The 16,596-nt window shown below is 35.0% G+C and carries 12 protein-coding genes; 3 read left to right on the top strand and 9 right to left on the bottom strand.

Features of this window, described 5'->3' with window-relative positions:
- Nucleotide 1: 1 nt before the first annotated feature.
- Both V1503_RS10845 and V1503_RS10840 read left to right on the top strand, forming a co-directional pair.
- The gene (locus tag V1503_RS10845; protein ID WP_410626837.1) at nt 2–1,237 is read left to right on the top strand and encodes a glutathionylspermidine synthase family protein; all 1,236 of its coding nucleotides are present in this window, start codon (nt 2–4) and stop codon (nt 1,235–1,237) included.
- Between the two features lie 22 nt (nt 1,238–1,259).
- On the top strand, nt 1,260–1,655 hold the full coding sequence (locus tag V1503_RS10840) for a DUF350 domain-containing protein (protein WP_214482890.1): 396 nt from the start codon (nt 1,260–1,262) through the stop codon (nt 1,653–1,655).
- A 223-nt stretch (nt 1,656–1,878) separates the two neighbouring features.
- Here V1503_RS10840 and V1503_RS10835 read toward each other — a convergent pair whose 3' ends face one another.
- The 7 genes from V1503_RS10835 to V1503_RS10805 form a co-directional block, all read right to left on the bottom strand.
- Entirely contained in the window at nt 1,879–3,069 is a 1,191-nt protein-coding gene (locus V1503_RS10835) for a M20 family metallopeptidase (protein ID WP_410626834.1), read from the bottom strand.
- Nucleotides 3,070–3,359: 290 nt separating this feature from the next.
- On the bottom strand, nt 3,360–4,250 hold the full coding sequence (gene galU / locus V1503_RS10830) for a UTP--glucose-1-phosphate uridylyltransferase GalU (RefSeq protein WP_214482888.1): 891 nt from the start codon (nt 4,248–4,250) through the stop codon (nt 3,360–3,362).
- Nucleotides 4,251–4,471: 221 nt separating this feature from the next.
- On the bottom strand, nt 4,472–5,542 hold the full coding sequence (locus V1503_RS10825) for an NAD(P)/FAD-dependent oxidoreductase (protein ID WP_410626832.1): 1,071 nt from the start codon (nt 5,540–5,542) through the stop codon (nt 4,472–4,474).
- 4 nt (nt 5,543–5,546) lie between these two features.
- A complete protein-coding gene (locus V1503_RS10820; RefSeq protein WP_410626830.1) occupies nt 5,547–7,574 on the bottom strand; it encodes a class I tRNA ligase family protein in 2,028 nt (675 codons plus the stop codon).
- A 52-nt stretch (nt 7,575–7,626) separates the two neighbouring features.
- The gene (locus tag V1503_RS10815; protein ID WP_410626828.1) at nt 7,627–8,949 is read right to left on the bottom strand and encodes a lysine N(6)-hydroxylase/L-ornithine N(5)-oxygenase family protein; all 1,323 of its coding nucleotides are present in this window, start codon (nt 8,947–8,949) and stop codon (nt 7,627–7,629) included.
- Between the two features lie 1,383 nt (nt 8,950–10,332).
- On the bottom strand, nt 10,333–11,289 hold the full coding sequence (locus V1503_RS10810) for an NAD-dependent epimerase/dehydratase family protein (protein WP_410626827.1): 957 nt from the start codon (nt 11,287–11,289) through the stop codon (nt 10,333–10,335).
- Between the two features lie 95 nt (nt 11,290–11,384).
- Nucleotides 11,385–12,575: a glycine C-acetyltransferase gene (locus V1503_RS10805; protein WP_410626825.1), complete on the bottom strand. Its 1,191-nt coding sequence runs from the start codon at nt 12,573–12,575 to the stop codon at nt 11,385–11,387.
- A 942-nt stretch (nt 12,576–13,517) separates the two neighbouring features.
- On the opposite strand from V1503_RS10805, the gene V1503_RS10800 reads away from it, so the two are divergent.
- A complete protein-coding gene (locus tag V1503_RS10800; RefSeq protein WP_410626823.1) occupies nt 13,518–15,086 on the top strand; it encodes an IS1182 family transposase in 1,569 nt (522 codons plus the stop codon).
- A gap of 106 nt (nt 15,087–15,192) precedes the next feature.
- Here the strand turns inward: V1503_RS10800 and V1503_RS10795 are convergent, their stop codons facing one another.
- Together V1503_RS10795 and V1503_RS10790 are read right to left on the bottom strand one after the other, a co-directional pair.
- On the bottom strand, nt 15,193–15,918 hold the full coding sequence (locus V1503_RS10795) for an amino acid ABC transporter ATP-binding protein (protein WP_410626821.1): 726 nt from the start codon (nt 15,916–15,918) through the stop codon (nt 15,193–15,195).
- Nucleotides 15,919–15,928: 10 nt separating this feature from the next.
- On the bottom strand, nt 15,929–16,585 hold the full coding sequence (locus V1503_RS10790; RefSeq protein ID WP_214482881.1) for an amino acid ABC transporter permease: 657 nt from the start codon (nt 16,583–16,585) through the stop codon (nt 15,929–15,931).
- Nucleotides 16,586–16,596 lie beyond the last annotated feature (11 nt).

Raw genomic sequence — 16,596 nt, 5'->3', positions numbered from 1 at the left:
GATGAAGGAATGGGAAATTCGCAGAAGAGAGTTTTACGATCGTATACCCAAATTTTGGCCTGACATGTATGGTCAAGAATACGCATTATTTGATATTCATCCTCTCACTAAGGATGAAGTAGAAAACATCCGCCTTGCTTCAAGTCACATTGGGAGCATCTTTTTTAAGGTTGCTCGACTATTAAGGCACGTTAATAACGAAACACTGCAGCAGCTTGGGTTCCCCAATGAATCAATTCCTTATCTTCGTCTACAAACCATCGACGTAGAAACGATCATTGCACGACTTGATCTAGTAAAAGTAGGTAGCACTTATAAGGTTTTAGAATTTAATGCTGATACACCTACCTTTATTAAAGAGCTATTCTCAATAAACGGTAAGGTATGTGATGCATTCGGGTATCAAAACCCTAATCATCATGAAGAAGAACTTTTAGCAAATTCTGTGCGACAGGCGATTTTCTCTAGTATTAATTATGTACAGGAGATAAGCAACCCGTATGTCGTATTTACATCCCACGAAGAAAGTGATGAAGATTTAAACACCTCACTTTACCTTCAAGACTTGGCAAATATTCCTTCAAGATTCGTGCCGCTTCATAAGCTACAAATTAAACAATCAGAAGGATTATACGATGAAAATGGGCGTAAAATCGATGTGTTATATCGTCAAACATATCCATTAGAGCATTTGGTATGTGATAAAGATGAGTTTAACAATAATATAGGGGTCATGTTACTTGACCTTGTTCGTGATCAAAAGCTTGCAATTATCAATCCACCCTCAGCATTTTTATTACAATCTAAAGCGATTCTTGCAGCCATTTGGGGGCTACATGAGGATAAGAGTGACTTTTTTTCTAAAATCGAGCATGATCGAATATCAACATATTTTCTCCCTACTTATTTAGAGGCAGACCCTTTAATAGCAAATGAACTAAACTATGTCAAAAAACCTTCTTTCGGACGAGAAGGAGATACTGTTGAAATATTCTCATCAAAAGGAGAAAAAATACTAGAGGATAAGAATAAGTCCTATACGAGCTCTTTGCCTGTGTACCAACAATTAGTCGAGTTACCAACGACTAGCTTTCAAACAGTGAACGGAATGAAAGAAGGCCATATTATTATAGGTTCTTTTTTACTCCAAGGAAGAGCAAGTGCCATTGGCTATCGTGTCGGAAACAAAATAACTGATAATCTATCTTACTTTTTGCCAATCGGTATCAAAAGATGAAAATGTTGAGAGGAGAACTATAATGAATTTATACTTAAACTTTCTAGCTTATGCTGGTACTGCACTATTGATGTTAATTATTGGGCTTATTGTTTTTGAACTAACGACAAAGAATGAAAAATTCAAAATGATAGGACAGGGGAACAGAGCAGCAGCTATGGTCATTGGTGGTAAGCTCCTTGGTATCGCCTTTGTTATTGGATCGGCAATGGAATACTCGATCTCTATCATTGACATGATTATTTGGGGTTCAATCGGGATACTCGCACAAATTATTGCTTCCATTTTAGCTGAAGTTGTGACGATTCGATTTAGTATTAAAGAAGCAATTGATAAAGATAACCGTGCGGTTGGTACATTCTTATTATTAATGTCATTAGCAATAGGCTGGGTCATCTCCAAAGCCCTAACTTATTAAGAAAAGCGTAAGCGCCTTGTTCATCCCTGACAAGCGCTGGAAGCATTTCACTTGTAGTCGCTTTTTGACTTCATGAGAAATGGTGAAGCGACTCGAGGGGATAGGCGCTGGAGCTAGACATACAGAAAGCAGAAATGGCCACAACATTTTAACAATGCTGTAGCCATTTTTCTTTATAGCAAACTAGAATCTAATAATTTCATAAAATATTAAACAACTTCCATTATGCGTTTATAGTAGCATATTGCTCAATGTAAGATAAAGTCACTGCTCCTAGTGTTTTGGCAGCAATTAACATAGCCTCTTCATCAATATTAAACTTAGGGTGATGATGTGGATAAGCTTTTTCCCATGTAGGGCTCTTTGCTCCTGTGAAAAAGAATGCGCCTTGTACATGTTGAAGATAATACGCGAAATCCTCTCCTCCCATAGAAGGCTCACACGTAATAACTTCATCTACACCAGGTACATTTTTCGCTATATCCATTAAATACTGAGCTTCAGCTTGATGATTAATTACAGGAGGGTAACCTCTTGTAAAGTTAAATGTATAATCCGCATCAGAAGAAAGGCATGTTCCTTTGACAACTCTCTCTAACTCTTGTTCAATTAGATCTCTCACTGTCTCATCAAATGATCGAGCTGTACCAATTAGAACAGCAGAATCTGATATGACGTTAAATGGATTACTCGCCTCAAAAGACCCTACAGAAATTACTGCCGATTGTAAAGGGTCTACTCTTCTAGAAACTATTTGCTGCAGATTTGTAACAAGTTGTGCTCCTATAACTACTGAGTCTTTTGTAAGGTGAGGCTCTGCCCCATGACCTCCTTTACCTTGTACAGTAATTTCAAATCTATCAGCGGCAGCCATGAGTGCACCTTCCCTACATGAAATCTGTCCAACAGGTGAAGTTGCCCATAAGTGTGTTCCAAAAATTACGTCAACACCATCAAGGCAGCCATCATTAATCATGTCAATCGCCCCTCCTGGAGCTACCTCTTCTGCGTGCTGATGAATAAAGACGATATTTCCTTGTAACTCTTCCTTCATCATATTTAACACCTTAGCTAATACTAACAATGTCGCAGTATGACCATCATGTCCGCAAGCATGCATAACTCCGTCAACCTTTGACTTATATTCCACATCATTTTCTTCATGGATTGCTAATGCGTCAAAATCAGCTCGAAGTGCCACTGTCTTTCCAGGTTGACCACCTCGTAACGTAGCAACAACTCCACGTCCTCCTACTTCTGTTCTAACCTCATGGCCTAAGTGCTTATGATAATCGGCAATGTATGCAGGTGTTGTTACTTCTTTAAAAGAAAGCTCAGGGTGCTGATGTAAATGTCTCCGGATTTCCACCATCTCATCATAATGGTTTTTAAGAAGTTCATATAACCTTTCCATTACTTCCACCTTCTTCATTTAGTATTCATTACTTTAAGTATATATAATTCTATGGTCAAAGTGGAAGTCCCGACCACACATAATAACCTATATTTGATTCAAAATAGTACTTTCGAACTCGTACATCCTTGTCGGTTGCCTCTTTTGTCTTTCTGCTTGTTTATATGAGGTCCCCTTCTTTGTCACATTGGATCAATAATTCCAGCGCACAATCAACATTATTTATGCTATATAATTGACCTACATTACTTAATCCCTGTTATTGATTTCTTCAATATTGTTTGTATTCTTTATGCTTGAGGTTTTACTTTTTCTCTCTGAAGTAAATCTTCCATTATACGTATAACGGAGGACTTTATCTCGTCATTTTTCATAGAAAACTCTAATGTCGTTTGAATAAAACCTAATTTTTCACCCACATCATATCTCACACCATCAAAATCATAAGCAAAAACACGTTGTATTTCATTTAACTTTTGAATGGCATCAGTCAACTGTATTTCGCCCCCAGCCCCTACTTCCTGCTTATCCAAAAATCGAAATATTTGTGGTGTTAATATATAGCGACCCATTATTGCTAAATTTGACGGAGCTGTACCTTGCTTTGGTTTTTCTATAAATTCACTAACTTGATAACGTCGGCCATTTTTTTCTATAGGGTTTATAATTCCATATTTTTCAGTCTCATGCTCTTGTACTTGTTGTACACCTATAATTGGTGCTTCTGTTTCCTCATATTCATTAATTAACTGCCTTAAGCAAGGTGGGTCTGATACGACTATGTCATCCCCTAACAAAACAGCAAATGGTTCATCATTAATAAACTTTCTTGCACTCCAAATAGCATGTCCTAAACCCTTCGGTTCTTTTTGCCTAATGTAATGAATATTAGCTATATTAGATGCTGCTTGAACTTTATGAAGCAGGTCATATTTTTCCTTTTCTATTAAGCTCTGTTCTAACTCAAAAGCTGTGTCAAAATGGTCTTCAATTGCGCGTTTACCCTTTCCAGTGACAATCATAATATCCTCAATACCTGAAGCAACTGCCTCTTCCACAATGTATTGGATAGTAGGCTTATCTACAATTGGAAGCATTTCTTTAGGCATTGCTTTTGTTGCTGGTAAAAACCTAGTGCCTAAGCCTGCGGCAGGGATAATTGCTTTTTTTACAGTTTTCATCTACTGACCTTCCTTCTTTATAAGTAGTTAGTATTTTATGATAATTACTTGTTGGCTGTTTTCGAATTATTTGTTGCTTTTCGCTCTAAGATATAAATACGTAGATATCTATTGTTCCAGGGCATCTTTTCTTCTCTAGGAACTATAAAAAGACGTTTACGAAAAGAGCCCTTTCTTGACCAACCTTACTTTAAACATAAATTAATTAATTAATTTATTTATTATTCCATTTCTTTGATGAGTTTAACGGTTCTTTGTCCTACTGCTGGAGAAAGTTTATACCCTCCACCACTCCATCCAGCTGATATTATTAAGCCTTTTAACCCAGATACTTCTTCTAAAATTCCTACTTCATTATTTGTGTAACCATCAAAACTTAACCTTCCACCAGAAAAGGTGATGTTGTCAAACCATTGAAAACGCTTCTTAGCGATCTGGTTTACCTTTAATGTTTCATCATAATCCATTGCACGTACATCATCGGGATTTATATCCCACTGATTTGTTGGATAGCCAACTAGTACAAGATCATGAGTATCTGGTCTACTAAATAACTCTGTCGTATTATCAATGAAAGCTGGTGGTATCAATGCTTCTTCAGGTCTCTTAACAAATTGAATTTGAATACTTTTACTCCGAATTCGATAGTTTAATTGAAGCTGCTGTATAAAAGTTGAACTCCAAGCACCTGTAGCTAGAATAACTGCCTTTGCTTGGATAAAACCTGCTGTCGTGTTGACTCCTACTACTTTCTCATTATCAAGTACAATATCTGTGACTTCTGTGCCTTCCATTGCTATTGCTCCTAAAGATCTAGCTGCATCAATCCAAGCTTTTGTTGTTAGAACTGGATCTGCAAATCCACCTTCTGGTTCATAGGCAACTGCTCCGACTCCATCAAACGAAAGAGAAGGGAACAGCTTTTTCGCTTCATTTATTGTCAAAGCTTCAATTGAATATTCATATTGTTGTTGTAGCTTTTTTACTTCATCTAACATGTAGGTAACTTGATTGTCAGGTATTAAATGTAGCAATCCTGTTTTTACGTAACCACAGGACCTACCTATTTCTTGTTCGAAATTTTTGAAAGATGAAAAGCTTTCCATCGACATCTCCGTTAAAAGTGGATTAGAGTGGTAGACTCTTATGAACCCACCAGATTTTGCAGTTGAACCGCAAGCAAAATGACTTTTCTCTATTAATGCAGCATTATTATATCCATTTTTCGATAAATAATATAATATGGATGCACCAATGACTCCTCCACCAATTATAACTACATCTCTTTCCATCAAGTTACTTCACCTCTAATTCTCTTAGACATTCCTTAATAGGAAGAAAGAATGTATCCTGGGAACTAGAAATTCGTAAATTACCTTCTATTATGATTGGATTATATTCCCATTTAATTGGTTCGTTTATTCCTAGGCATTTCCAAAGTAACTGTGAAAACTGTGGCATAATTGGCGCAACTAATATTGCTAATTGTTTTGCCGATGTCAGTTCTAGCGATATACTTGTTTGATAGTCATCAATTAGTGAGGTAATATCACCTAAATATTGCTCGGATTCACCAAAAGCTGAGGATTTACGAACAAACTCATTTAATAATCTAGTTACTTGTTGTGGTGAAAAGCTATCTGCTTCATATGCCTTAGTTACTTCAGTGACAGTGGTTTTTATCATTTCATAAAAAGATAGATGCCTATCTGACCAATTACCTACGTGAGGAGTTACTCCATCGTATCGATGATTTACTTTATCTAATAAGTGTTGCAGCCAATTTTGCCACTCATTCATTAACACCTGTTCATTCGTGTGCTCAAATTCTAATAAAGAGAAATTTGTTTGTCTATTTTCTGGACGAATGTAGGAAAGAAAAAAACGGACTTGGTCAGTTGGAATTTTTCTAAAAATATCCTGACCCCAGATAGCGTGACCTCTACTCGTAGAAAACTTTAAATTATCTAATTGTAAAAATTCATTCGTTACAAAAACATCAGGTAAATGCATGTCAGAATCAAATGCCATATGTAACGCTGGAATAAGGACTGCATAATAGAAACCATTATCAAAACCAAAAAATTGTATATTTTTTGATTGATCATTTTTCCATATCGTTTTCCAACTGTCATTTGTCTCATATTGCTTTAAACACTGATCGGTTGCAGCCAAATAACCTGGTGCCATTTCAAACCAAACGTACAAAATTTGATCATTATACGTATCTAATGGTACTGGTATTCCCCAATCTGAAATATGGGTGATACGAATGTCGGGTAACCCGTCTGATAATAGCTTTTCACAAAGCGAACGTAGATGTGAACCCATCGTAACTTTTTTATAGTATTCACGTAGCTGATTATTATAATTTTGAAGAGGAAAGTATAAATGCTTTGTCATTTTTATTGAAGGAATATGATCACACTGCTTACACTTTACATCGAGCATATCTGTGCAATCATTCGGTTGACCACACTTCTCACACCCATTTCCATCACTGCTTTCTAAACAGTGAGGACAATTTCCCTTGACATGAGCACCATATAAATAACAATTACAATATTCACAAAATAAGGATGGTACTTCCTTTTCAATTAACTTACCTTGGTTATATAGTTTCATAAAAAATTGTTGGATAAAATCTAAGTATTCAACAGAGTGGTTTGGTCTGTATAAATGATCCATTTTTATCGAAGCTAAAGAAAAAGTATCTTCAATCACTTTACCAAAAGAATCGGCTACTTCTTTTGGGGATCTTTTGAGCTGATCTGCTTTAAGGGGAACATAACTTTGAAAGTCATCTGTCCCGCTTATATAATGGCTCTTAAGATCTTGTAGCTTCAAAAATCGATTAAAAATATCTGCGCCTAAATACGGCCCAGATAGATGACCAAGGTGTAAATCGCCATTAGGTGTTGGTGGCGGGGCAGTAATTAACGTCTTATGCGCATAATTATGAGAACCTGTATCGAGCGCTTCCTCTAGTAATTTACTATCTTCCCACCATACGGCTAAAAATGTTAAATCTTTATGGTTCGTATTATTTCTTAAAGAGTGCGTACTAAAAGCATTTAAATAAATGACGTCCCCACTCTCAACTTCTGCTATCTCATCATCAACTTCAATAACTCCGCAACCATCTAATATATAAAATAATTCGCCTTCATGGTGATTATGTGGTTCAGAAGAATGGCCTGGTTTAATAACACAATATGAAGATCCAAAAGGAGGATCAGGAACATTCTCCCAAGCAGCAATTCTTTTACAAAGTATTCCATATTCGTGAGAAAACTCATTTTCGTTAAGCTTTTGAATATTCAATTTTGTTGCCTCCCAATTATTTAAGTTTTCCTGCTATATAATCGGATAATTGTTATTCTACAAAATTATTAAGCTGTAAACTCTTTAAAATTTCGCCAGCTCTAAAAGGTAAAATTGATAATAATGTGTCACTTAAGCCATTATTTTGTTCATTAAAACCCTGCACATAAATTGATGGTGACAAGGAGTCTTTAACAACTAATTTATGGTCTCTATCTACCTTGACTTGACCTTTTTCGTCTTTTTCCATATATTCAGTAATACCATCTATTAATGATGGAATTTTTCTTTGATAGCCAGTTGCTAAAAATATGCCATCAGCTGATATCTCTTCAAGTTCATTTTTCATATTTAAAAACTCACCAGCTAAATCCTCGCCCTTTTCAACAATATTTTTCAAATCCATAAATGGTTTTATTTCACATCTGTTTGAACCAGATAATTTTTGAATATATATCATTTTATAAATATCCTTAATTAATTGCGCATCTACTACAGCATAATTCGTATTTTGATGTTCATCTAAAAAAGATGATCTTTGCTCAGATGTTAAATTGTTAAGAAAATCTACCATTGAATGGTGGTATAACTCGTTTACAAACGGGCTATCATCTGTTTGCCTATAGGCATAGTTTTTAAAAGCAGCAGTTACATGGGCATTTTTATAATGATTCATTAAATAATAAAAAATTTCTGCTGCACTTTGACCAGATCCCACTACTACAAAACGATATGGCTTATTAGTATCTGGATAGTTTTCTTTTAGTTTATAAAGAAACTGGTTTGAATGAATAACTTTATCAGAGTTTATTTCGAGATGTTCTGGAATGTTTGGTTTACCACCAGTAGCTACGATAATATTTTTCGCTAAAAACTCTGTAACATCTCCAGTCTTTAAGTTTTCTGTAGTCATTTTAATATATTTAATTCTATGATTTTTTTCTTCACCATACGGCTCAATTCTACTGACTTTTGTTCCATAGTGTACCTGATTAGCAAAATGACCTGCTGCCCAACGAAAATAATCATTATATTCTAACCTTGTTGGGTAAAAATCTCGTAAATTAATAAAATCATTTAATCGATTTTGTACTTTTAAATAGTTTATAAATGAAAAATAGCTTTGTGGATTTCTTAAGGTTACTAGATCCTTTAAAAAAGAAACTTGTAGCTGCATTCCATCTATTAACATATTAGGGTGCCATGCAAAATGATCTTTACCTTCAAAAAACACACTAGAAAAATTGCTATCAGACTCTTCAAGTGCTATAGCTAATGCAAGGTTTGATGGTCCAAAACCTATTCCTGCAATATCAACAACAGGCATATTATCAATTATTTCATTTACTTCCTCTTTCATGACAACCTCTTCCACACAAATCCCCCCAGATTTATATAATTCAAATCTACTAATACACTATATGTATTGTAGTGGTGATTATGCCCATATAATTAGAATTAATTGTATATTCATGGCTGTTTTAATTAATAGTTAGATCGTTTTAACAGTGATAATAGTGAAAAAATGAATTTAACTTTATCTATTTTTCTCGAAGTAAGTAATGTTCAATTCGAATGTAGTTTAGTAGATTTTAAATGGCCTATAAAAGTGACCGTGGGCTTTATTAATTTCGAAGACAGGACTATAGTAAAATGCATCACACTAGACATTTTTATTTTGCAATAAATATCAGGATACTATGATAGTATTGTACATAGAACGATCTATTAATTATCCAAATAGCTTGCCCGCCATTAAACTATTTACAATTTAATTAATTGAATATTCTTGTAATAACTCGTGATAATTCAAAAAGTGACAATAATCGAAATATCTTAACCCATTAATAAAATTTATGCCAAGTACACCATAACTAATAGTATTTTGATAAAATTGCTTAAACTTCTATATCACAATCCAATCTACTTGATTGGTATTAACACTTAGTCTATCGATAGAGTAATTCTAAATTGCTGCCCCATGAACTTGCTTTAAACCTATCTCTGCAGGATAACATCCAGTAACTAAACTATCAGACGCTATTCCCATGATAGAGATATTCATAATTTATCCTCTTCAATTTCTTATCTTAAATATGCTGGTAGATTCCCCCTTAAAATATATTATTATTAAAAAATGGTATGGAAATAGCAGTGACTAAATTAATATATAAGATTATATTTAATTGTTAATTAGTTTATGCTATATATCTCATTTACTTTTGTAAAAACATAGATAGAAGCTTTGATCCTAGTATAATTCCATGGACACAGCTTCATTATGTCCTAAAACAGTACAAGGATAGGTTTTGTGTATAATGATGGATAAAAATACGGATAAAAAGCTATGATTATGAACGGTCTTTATCGTTCTAGTAGATGAAGAATTTAAAGTGAAGTAACGATTTGTTTTCTTTTATTGAGTAAGAGTATGGTAACAGGTGAGGACCTTGTCAACAGGCTGTTTTGCCTTGATTGTTGCTTTTCGTACTTACATATCAGCACGCTGGTATTTTTCCTTCCTTTTTACAATTATTGAACTCTCGTAATACGCTCCATTCTGTTCGTTTTAAGTAAAAATTACAACAAAGATTACTAACAGAGTCAACCAAAGTGAAACAGCAAATGCACCATAGCAAAATCTTTAACAAAGACTATTGCTGCATTCGCAAATAAGAAAACAAATAAAAATAGACATCTCATTATGTAAAGATGTCCATTTCTAACCCTTTTGTTGAATTTTGGTTTAATATAAACCTTACACGTTAACTAATTGCTTTTTTTTTAGCTTTTCCAACATATCTACTGTCATTTTTTCTAAGTCATAATTCACACTGAAATCCCACTCATCCTTAGCAGCTGAGCAATCTATGGCATTAGGCCAACTATCTGCTATTGATTGTCTGACAGGATCAACATCGTAGTATAGCTTGAACTCTGGAATATGTTGTTGAATAGCTACCTCAATATGCTCAGGTGCAATGCTAATTGCAGATACATTAAAAGAATTTCGATGCTTAAGACGTGTTTCATCAGCCTCCATTAATGTAATAACTGCATGAACAGCATCTGCCATATACATCATATCCATATACGTTCCTTTATTAATAAATGAAGTATATTGCTTCTTTTCAATTGCTTGATAGTAAATATCGACTGCATAATCAGTTGTTCCTCCGCCAGGTGGAGTCATATAAGAAACTAATCCTGGAAAACGTAGACCTCTCGTATCAACTGCAAACTTATGATAATAATAATCACATAATAATTCACCAGATACTTTATTCACACCATACATTGTTGTTGGTCTTTGAATGGTGTCTTGTGGTGTTTGTTCTTTTGGCGTGTTCGGTCCGAAAGCACCAATTGAACTTGGAGTAAAAAATTGACACCCTAGTTCCCTAGCTACTTCTAAAGCATTAACAAGTCCTCCCATATTAAGATTCCATGCAAGTAATGGCTTTGATTCAGCAGTAGCTGACAGCAGCGCTGCCAAGTGAATAATCGTATCTACTTCATAACCTTTAGCTAAATCGAACATTTTCTTATCATCTGTTACATCAAGAATCTCAAATGGACCTGAGTGTACCACTGCACTATCAATATTTCTAATATCAGTTGCAATGATGTTGTTCGGTCCATAAATATCACGCATTTTCATGACTAACTCGGAACCAATTTGACCTAATGCACCAGTAACCATGATTTTTTTCATCTTACATCCCCCAAATCATTTTGATATGGAGTTTCTCAAGGGTATCATGCTATAGCTACACTCCCTTGTTCTTCTCCGCCTTTTGAACCGAACTATTAGAGAACAGCTAATTCTTTTCCTACTTTTTCAAATATACCAATCGCCTGATCTAACATTTCCTTCGAATGTGCTGCTGTAGGCATATTACGAATCCTTCCCGTTCCCTTTGGTACTGTTGGAAAAACAATTGACTTAGCATACACACCTTCTTCATTTAATCTCTTACTAAATTGTTGAGTTTTCACTTCATCACCGATGATTACTGGGGTTATTGGTGTTTCACTATGACCAATATCAAACCCTAAGTTGCGAAGACCTTCCTTTAAATAATCTCCATTTCCCCATAATCTTTCCTGTAATTCCGTACTACTCATTAATATATCAATGGCTTTCGTACATGCTGCTACATCAGCTGGAGTTAATGCAGTTGAGAATAAAAATGGTCTGCTTCTTACTTTTAGCCAATCGATTAAATCTCTTTTTCCTGCAACGTAACCACCTACAACACCGATGGCCTTTGACAGCGTACCAATTTGAAAATCTACTTTATCAGATAAACCAAAATGCTTAACTGTTCCCGCACCTTTCCCTAGAACACCAGAGCCATGGGCATCATCTACATATGTAATCAGGTCAAACTCTTCAGCTATTTCAACGATTTCAGGTAATTTTGCAATATCTCCGTCCATCGAAAATACGCCATCTGTAATGACCATAATTTTGTTATAAAGTCCAGATTGTTTCGCTTCCTTTACCTTTTGACGCAAATCATCCATGTCAGAATGATTGAAGCGAATAATTTTTGCTTTTGAGAGACGGCATCCGTCAATAATAGATGCATGATTTAGCTCATCAGACAAAATCGCATCATTCTTATCCATTACAGCTGAAATTGCTGCCATATTACAATTAAACCCTGACTGGTAAGCAATTGCAGCTTCTGTATGTTTAAATTTTGCTAACTCTTCTTCCAACTTAACGTGCAAATCCATCGTTCCATTTATCGTTCTGACTGCACCTGCACCCACGCCATACTCTTCAATCGTTTTTATAGCAACTTCCTTCAATCGTTCATCAGTCGCTAAGCCTAAATAATTATTAGAAGATAAGTTAATCAATTCTCTTCCAGCAATTTTGATGATCGGCCCATTCGGGCTTTCTATTGGATCTATGACATTATATAGTCCGTTGTTTTTTAAATCCTCTAAGTTATTTTGTAAAAAAGAAGCTAAAACATGACTTGACATGGTTAATCCCTCCAATATGTTGTCTCGTTTCCATTTTCATATTTGTGGTAAGCTGTCATCTAAAGATAAACAGTTGTCCTTGTGAAAAACACATAATAATATTTTAAAACGCTATAAAACAAGGTTATTTAATTGATATTCTATCATACATTAAATTATATGTTTATATATCATGGACAAATTCTAAAAATTATTTTTCTTTTTGATCATTTTCACATTAGTTATTCTTGTTCTACTAGGCTCTTTTCGTAAACTTTGTTGCTATTCTTATTAACAATGGATAGTAAGACAGGACCTGACCCTAGAAAAAGTAGAAAAGATGCCACGACCGCTTGGTTATTTCTTAGAACGAAACCAATACGAAAACAGCCTTCTAATAAAAACTCTAGCTATACAGTTAGCTATTCATTACATTTTTTCTACAACATTCATCAATACGGATTGAATAAAACCTCTCTCTACTCCAATAGATAGTAAATTGCAACAAAGTTGCCACATGGTCTTTCTTATCGACATATACCTGACAATATATATATTGGTAAGAAATAGTCTTTTTCATACAAGAGATTAAATGACGGAGGTTCTTTCATATTTTTTTCTTGAGGCTACTTTCGTATTGAAATAAGCCCGAAAAACCAGTTCCAGACATCAATTCTTCGTTTATAATGCCACCTTGCGCTTTATGTGCGTGTCCATAGCCCAAAGTTAAAAAGCTACTGCAACAATGGTAAGCAATCTCATGAAATGTTAAGTAGCTTCAAATATTTAGTCCTTCAAATTAAAATGGGGCTGGGACAAAACCCACCTTTGAGATGAAAAAGCCGGTGAAATTTTTACAAGAAGTAAAATTTCACCGGCTTTGTTTATTTTGGAATTAAAATAAGGACCACTTCTGATAAAATAAAGTTACCACACCAAATTTCATCGGAAAGAAGGGTCCTTATGTTTAAAAATTATATCATGAATCAATTAATTTTGCCTTTAGATCTAGAAGTAAAATTACAAAAGAACGATATTGCCTTCCATGTCCATCATTTAGTTGAAAGTATCCCTCAGGAAGCGTTTGAACCATTTCTCCGAAATGAAGGCTGTCCTGCCTATCATCCACGCATGATGCTTAAAATAATTCTATGTGCCTACACGCAATCTGTCTTTTCTGGACGCAAAATTGAAGCCCTATTAAAAGACAGTATTCGTATGATGTGGCTAGCTCAAGGATATGAACCAAGCTACCGCACAATCAACCGATTCCGTGTTCAACCAGAAGTGAAAGAATTAATTCGTGAATGTTTCGTACAATTCCGTTGCCAATTGATCGAAGAGAAACTTATTGATCAAGAAGCGATTTTTATTGATGGTACAAAAATCGAAGCAAATGCGAATAAATTTACGTTCGTCTGGAAGAAATCCATAGAGAACTATCATGAGAGTTTAATTGAAAAGTCAAACCAGCTGTACAATGAGTTACTTAAGAATGAAATCATACCTGAAATTCAACGTGAAACGGCTGAACAGTTATCATTGGATGAGCTCGCTCAATTGGTTCAAAAAGTAGACGATGTCGTAACCAAGTATGATAAACAAATTGAAGATACGTCAGACGTTTCAGAACGAAAAGCCTTAAGAAGTGAACGTAAGTACCCAAAACAAATTCGAAAGCAATTGATTGATTTCGTCTCACGTAAACAGAAATATCAACAAGACTTAGAAACCTTTGGCTCACGTAATAGTTATTCTAAAACAGATCCCGATGCGACATTTATGCGAATGAAAGATGATTATATGAAAAACGGACAATTGAAAGCTGGTTACAATGTACAAATCGCAACGGAAGGTCAATACACACTTGCCTATAGTTTGTTTTCAAACCCAACAGATACACGTACATTAATTCCATTTTTAGATGAAATTGAGCAACATTATTTCGAGTTACCGAACCACATTGTTGCAGATGCAGGTTATGGTAGTGAACAGAACTATAATGATATCCTTTCTAATAGAAAACGAGAAGCGCTTATTACGTATAACTTATATTTAAAGGAACAAAAGAAAAAGTACCGACAAAACACATTTAATCCCGAAAATTGGGAGTATGACGAGGAAACAGATACATATACATGTCCTAATCAAAAGCGCCTTCAATTTCAATATCATTCTATTCGCAATGACCGTACAGGATTTGAACGGAAGTTCAAAGTCTACGAGTGTGAAGACTGTTCCGCATGCCCATTCCGTTCATTATGTACAAAAGCAAAAGAAGGCAACAATCGAAAACTAATGGTGAATGAAAAATGGGAACAGCAAAAAGAATATGTAAGAGCGAAGCTTTCAGAAGAGACAACGAGTGCCATCTATCGAAAACGAAAAATCGATGTGGAACCAGTTTTTGGATTTTTGAAGGCGAATTTGTGTTTCTCTCGATTTTCTGTACGTGGAAAATCGAAGGTGGAAAACGAAATGGGCCTTGCGTTAATGGCTGTGAATTTAAACAAAATCACTGCCAACAAATAAGGTAATAGAGGCCCTACCACTCTAAATAGAAAAAAGGTGAATTTGAGCTCACTCAAATTCACCTTTTTCATTTTTTGAGGCTAGTTATGTCCCAGCCTCACGGTTTTTATCTATTTACAAGCTTTAAAAATTGCTTCGTGCGCTCATGTGTTGGATTTTCAAAGAAATCTTTTGGAGCAGCCGTCTCAATTATTGTGCCTTCGTGTAGCATAACAATTCTATCTGCTACGTCTCGTGCAAAATTCATTTCATGGGTAACAATAACCATTGTCATTCCTTCTTTGGCAAGGTTTTTTATTACTTGGAGCACCTCTCCCACCAGCTCAGGATCGAGTGCAGAAGTGGGTTCATCAAACAACATTGCCTTTGGTTTCATAGCAAGTGACCTTGCAATTGCTACACGTTGCTTTTGACCACCTGAAAGCATATGAGGATACGCATGTGCTTTGTCCTGTAGTCCAACTTTTTCTAACAATGCTAAACCCTCTTGTATAGCTTCGTTTTTATTAACTTTTTTTACAATTATAGGTGCTTCAATAATATTTTCAATAACTGTTTTATGGGGAAATAAATTAAAATGCTGAAAAACCATCCCTACCTGCTCTCTCACCTTCGATAAATTGTCTTTTTCGGGAGATATTTTCTTATGATCAATTAATATTTCTCCACTATCAATTGTCTCCAAAAAATTAAAGCACCTTAGCAATGTACTTTTTCCAGAACCACTAATTCCAACCAAAACTACTACCTCTTGAGGCTTAATGTGTAGATCAATACCTTGCAACACTTGAAGATCACCAAATGCTTTAAATACATTCCTAGCCGTTAGCACTGTTTATTATTCACCTCACTTTTTCAACATCGACCCTTTTTTCCACCACATGTAATAAATACGTAAATATCATCACTAAAACTAAATAATATAGTCCAGCAACAAAGAATGCTTCAAACTGCTGGAATGAGTTTGCCGCCTCCATATTTGCTAAAGAATAAATCTCAGCAACCCCAATGACATATACTAACGAAGAATCCTTTAAACAAATAATAAATTGGTTTCCAAGTGGGGGGATCGATCGTTTAAATGCTTGTGGAAAGATAATTCGATACATACTTTGTGTTCTCGTCATACCTAGTGAACTACTTGCTTCGCGTTGTCCTTTATCAATGCTTTGAATGGCTCCCCGAAATATTTCAGCTATATACGCACCATTATGAATAGCTAATGCGATTGACCCTGCCCAAAATCCAGATAAAACAATAAGGGAAGAGATACCAAAATACAAAAAAGAAATTTGTACTATTAAAGGGGTGCCACGAATTAGCGTAATATATATTGAAGCAATTGTTTGCAATAGCTTAGATTGAGAGATTTTAAAGAAAGCAAAAATAATACCTAACAATGAACCTAGTGTTAGACCTACGATCGTTAACCGTATAGTCATCCAGCTAGCTTCTATAAATCCGGAAAATGTTCTTAAGAACAAATCAACAATAACCATAGGCCGCACCC

The sequence above is a fragment of the Nanhaiella sioensis genome (assembly GCF_046557775.1).
In the GTDB taxonomy this organism is placed as follows: domain Bacteria; phylum Bacillota; class Bacilli; order Bacillales; family SM2101; genus Nanhaiella; species Nanhaiella sioensis.
This window is presented reverse-complemented; position numbering and strand designations above follow the sequence as displayed.

Excerpts from the sequence above, each read along its gene's own strand:
- V1503_RS10845 (WP_410626837.1), top strand. The coding sequence starts at position 2 with ATGAAGGAATGGGAAATTCGCAGAAGAGAGTTTTACGATCGTATACCC.
- V1503_RS10840 (WP_214482890.1), top strand. The coding sequence starts at position 1,260 with ATGAATTTATACTTAAACTTTCTAGCTTATGCTGGTACTGCACTATTG.
- V1503_RS10835 (WP_410626834.1), bottom strand. The coding sequence starts at position 3,069 with ATGGAAAGGTTATATGAACTTCTTAAAAACCATTATGATGAGATGGTG.
- galU (WP_214482888.1), bottom strand. The coding sequence starts at position 4,250 with ATGAAAACTGTAAAAAAAGCAATTATCCCTGCCGCAGGCTTAGGCACT.
- V1503_RS10825 (WP_410626832.1), bottom strand. The coding sequence starts at position 5,542 with ATGGAAAGAGATGTAGTTATAATTGGTGGAGGAGTCATTGGTGCATCC.
- V1503_RS10810 (WP_410626827.1), bottom strand. The coding sequence starts at position 11,289 with ATGAAAAAAATCATGGTTACTGGTGCATTAGGTCAAATTGGTTCCGAG.
- V1503_RS10805 (WP_410626825.1), bottom strand. The coding sequence starts at position 12,575 with ATGTCAAGTCATGTTTTAGCTTCTTTTTTACAAAATAACTTAGAGGAT.
- V1503_RS10800 (WP_410626823.1), top strand. The coding sequence starts at position 13,518 with ATGTTTAAAAATTATATCATGAATCAATTAATTTTGCCTTTAGATCTA.
- V1503_RS10790 (WP_214482881.1), bottom strand. The coding sequence starts at position 16,585 with ATGGTTATTGTTGATTTGTTCTTAAGAACATTTTCCGGATTTATAGAA.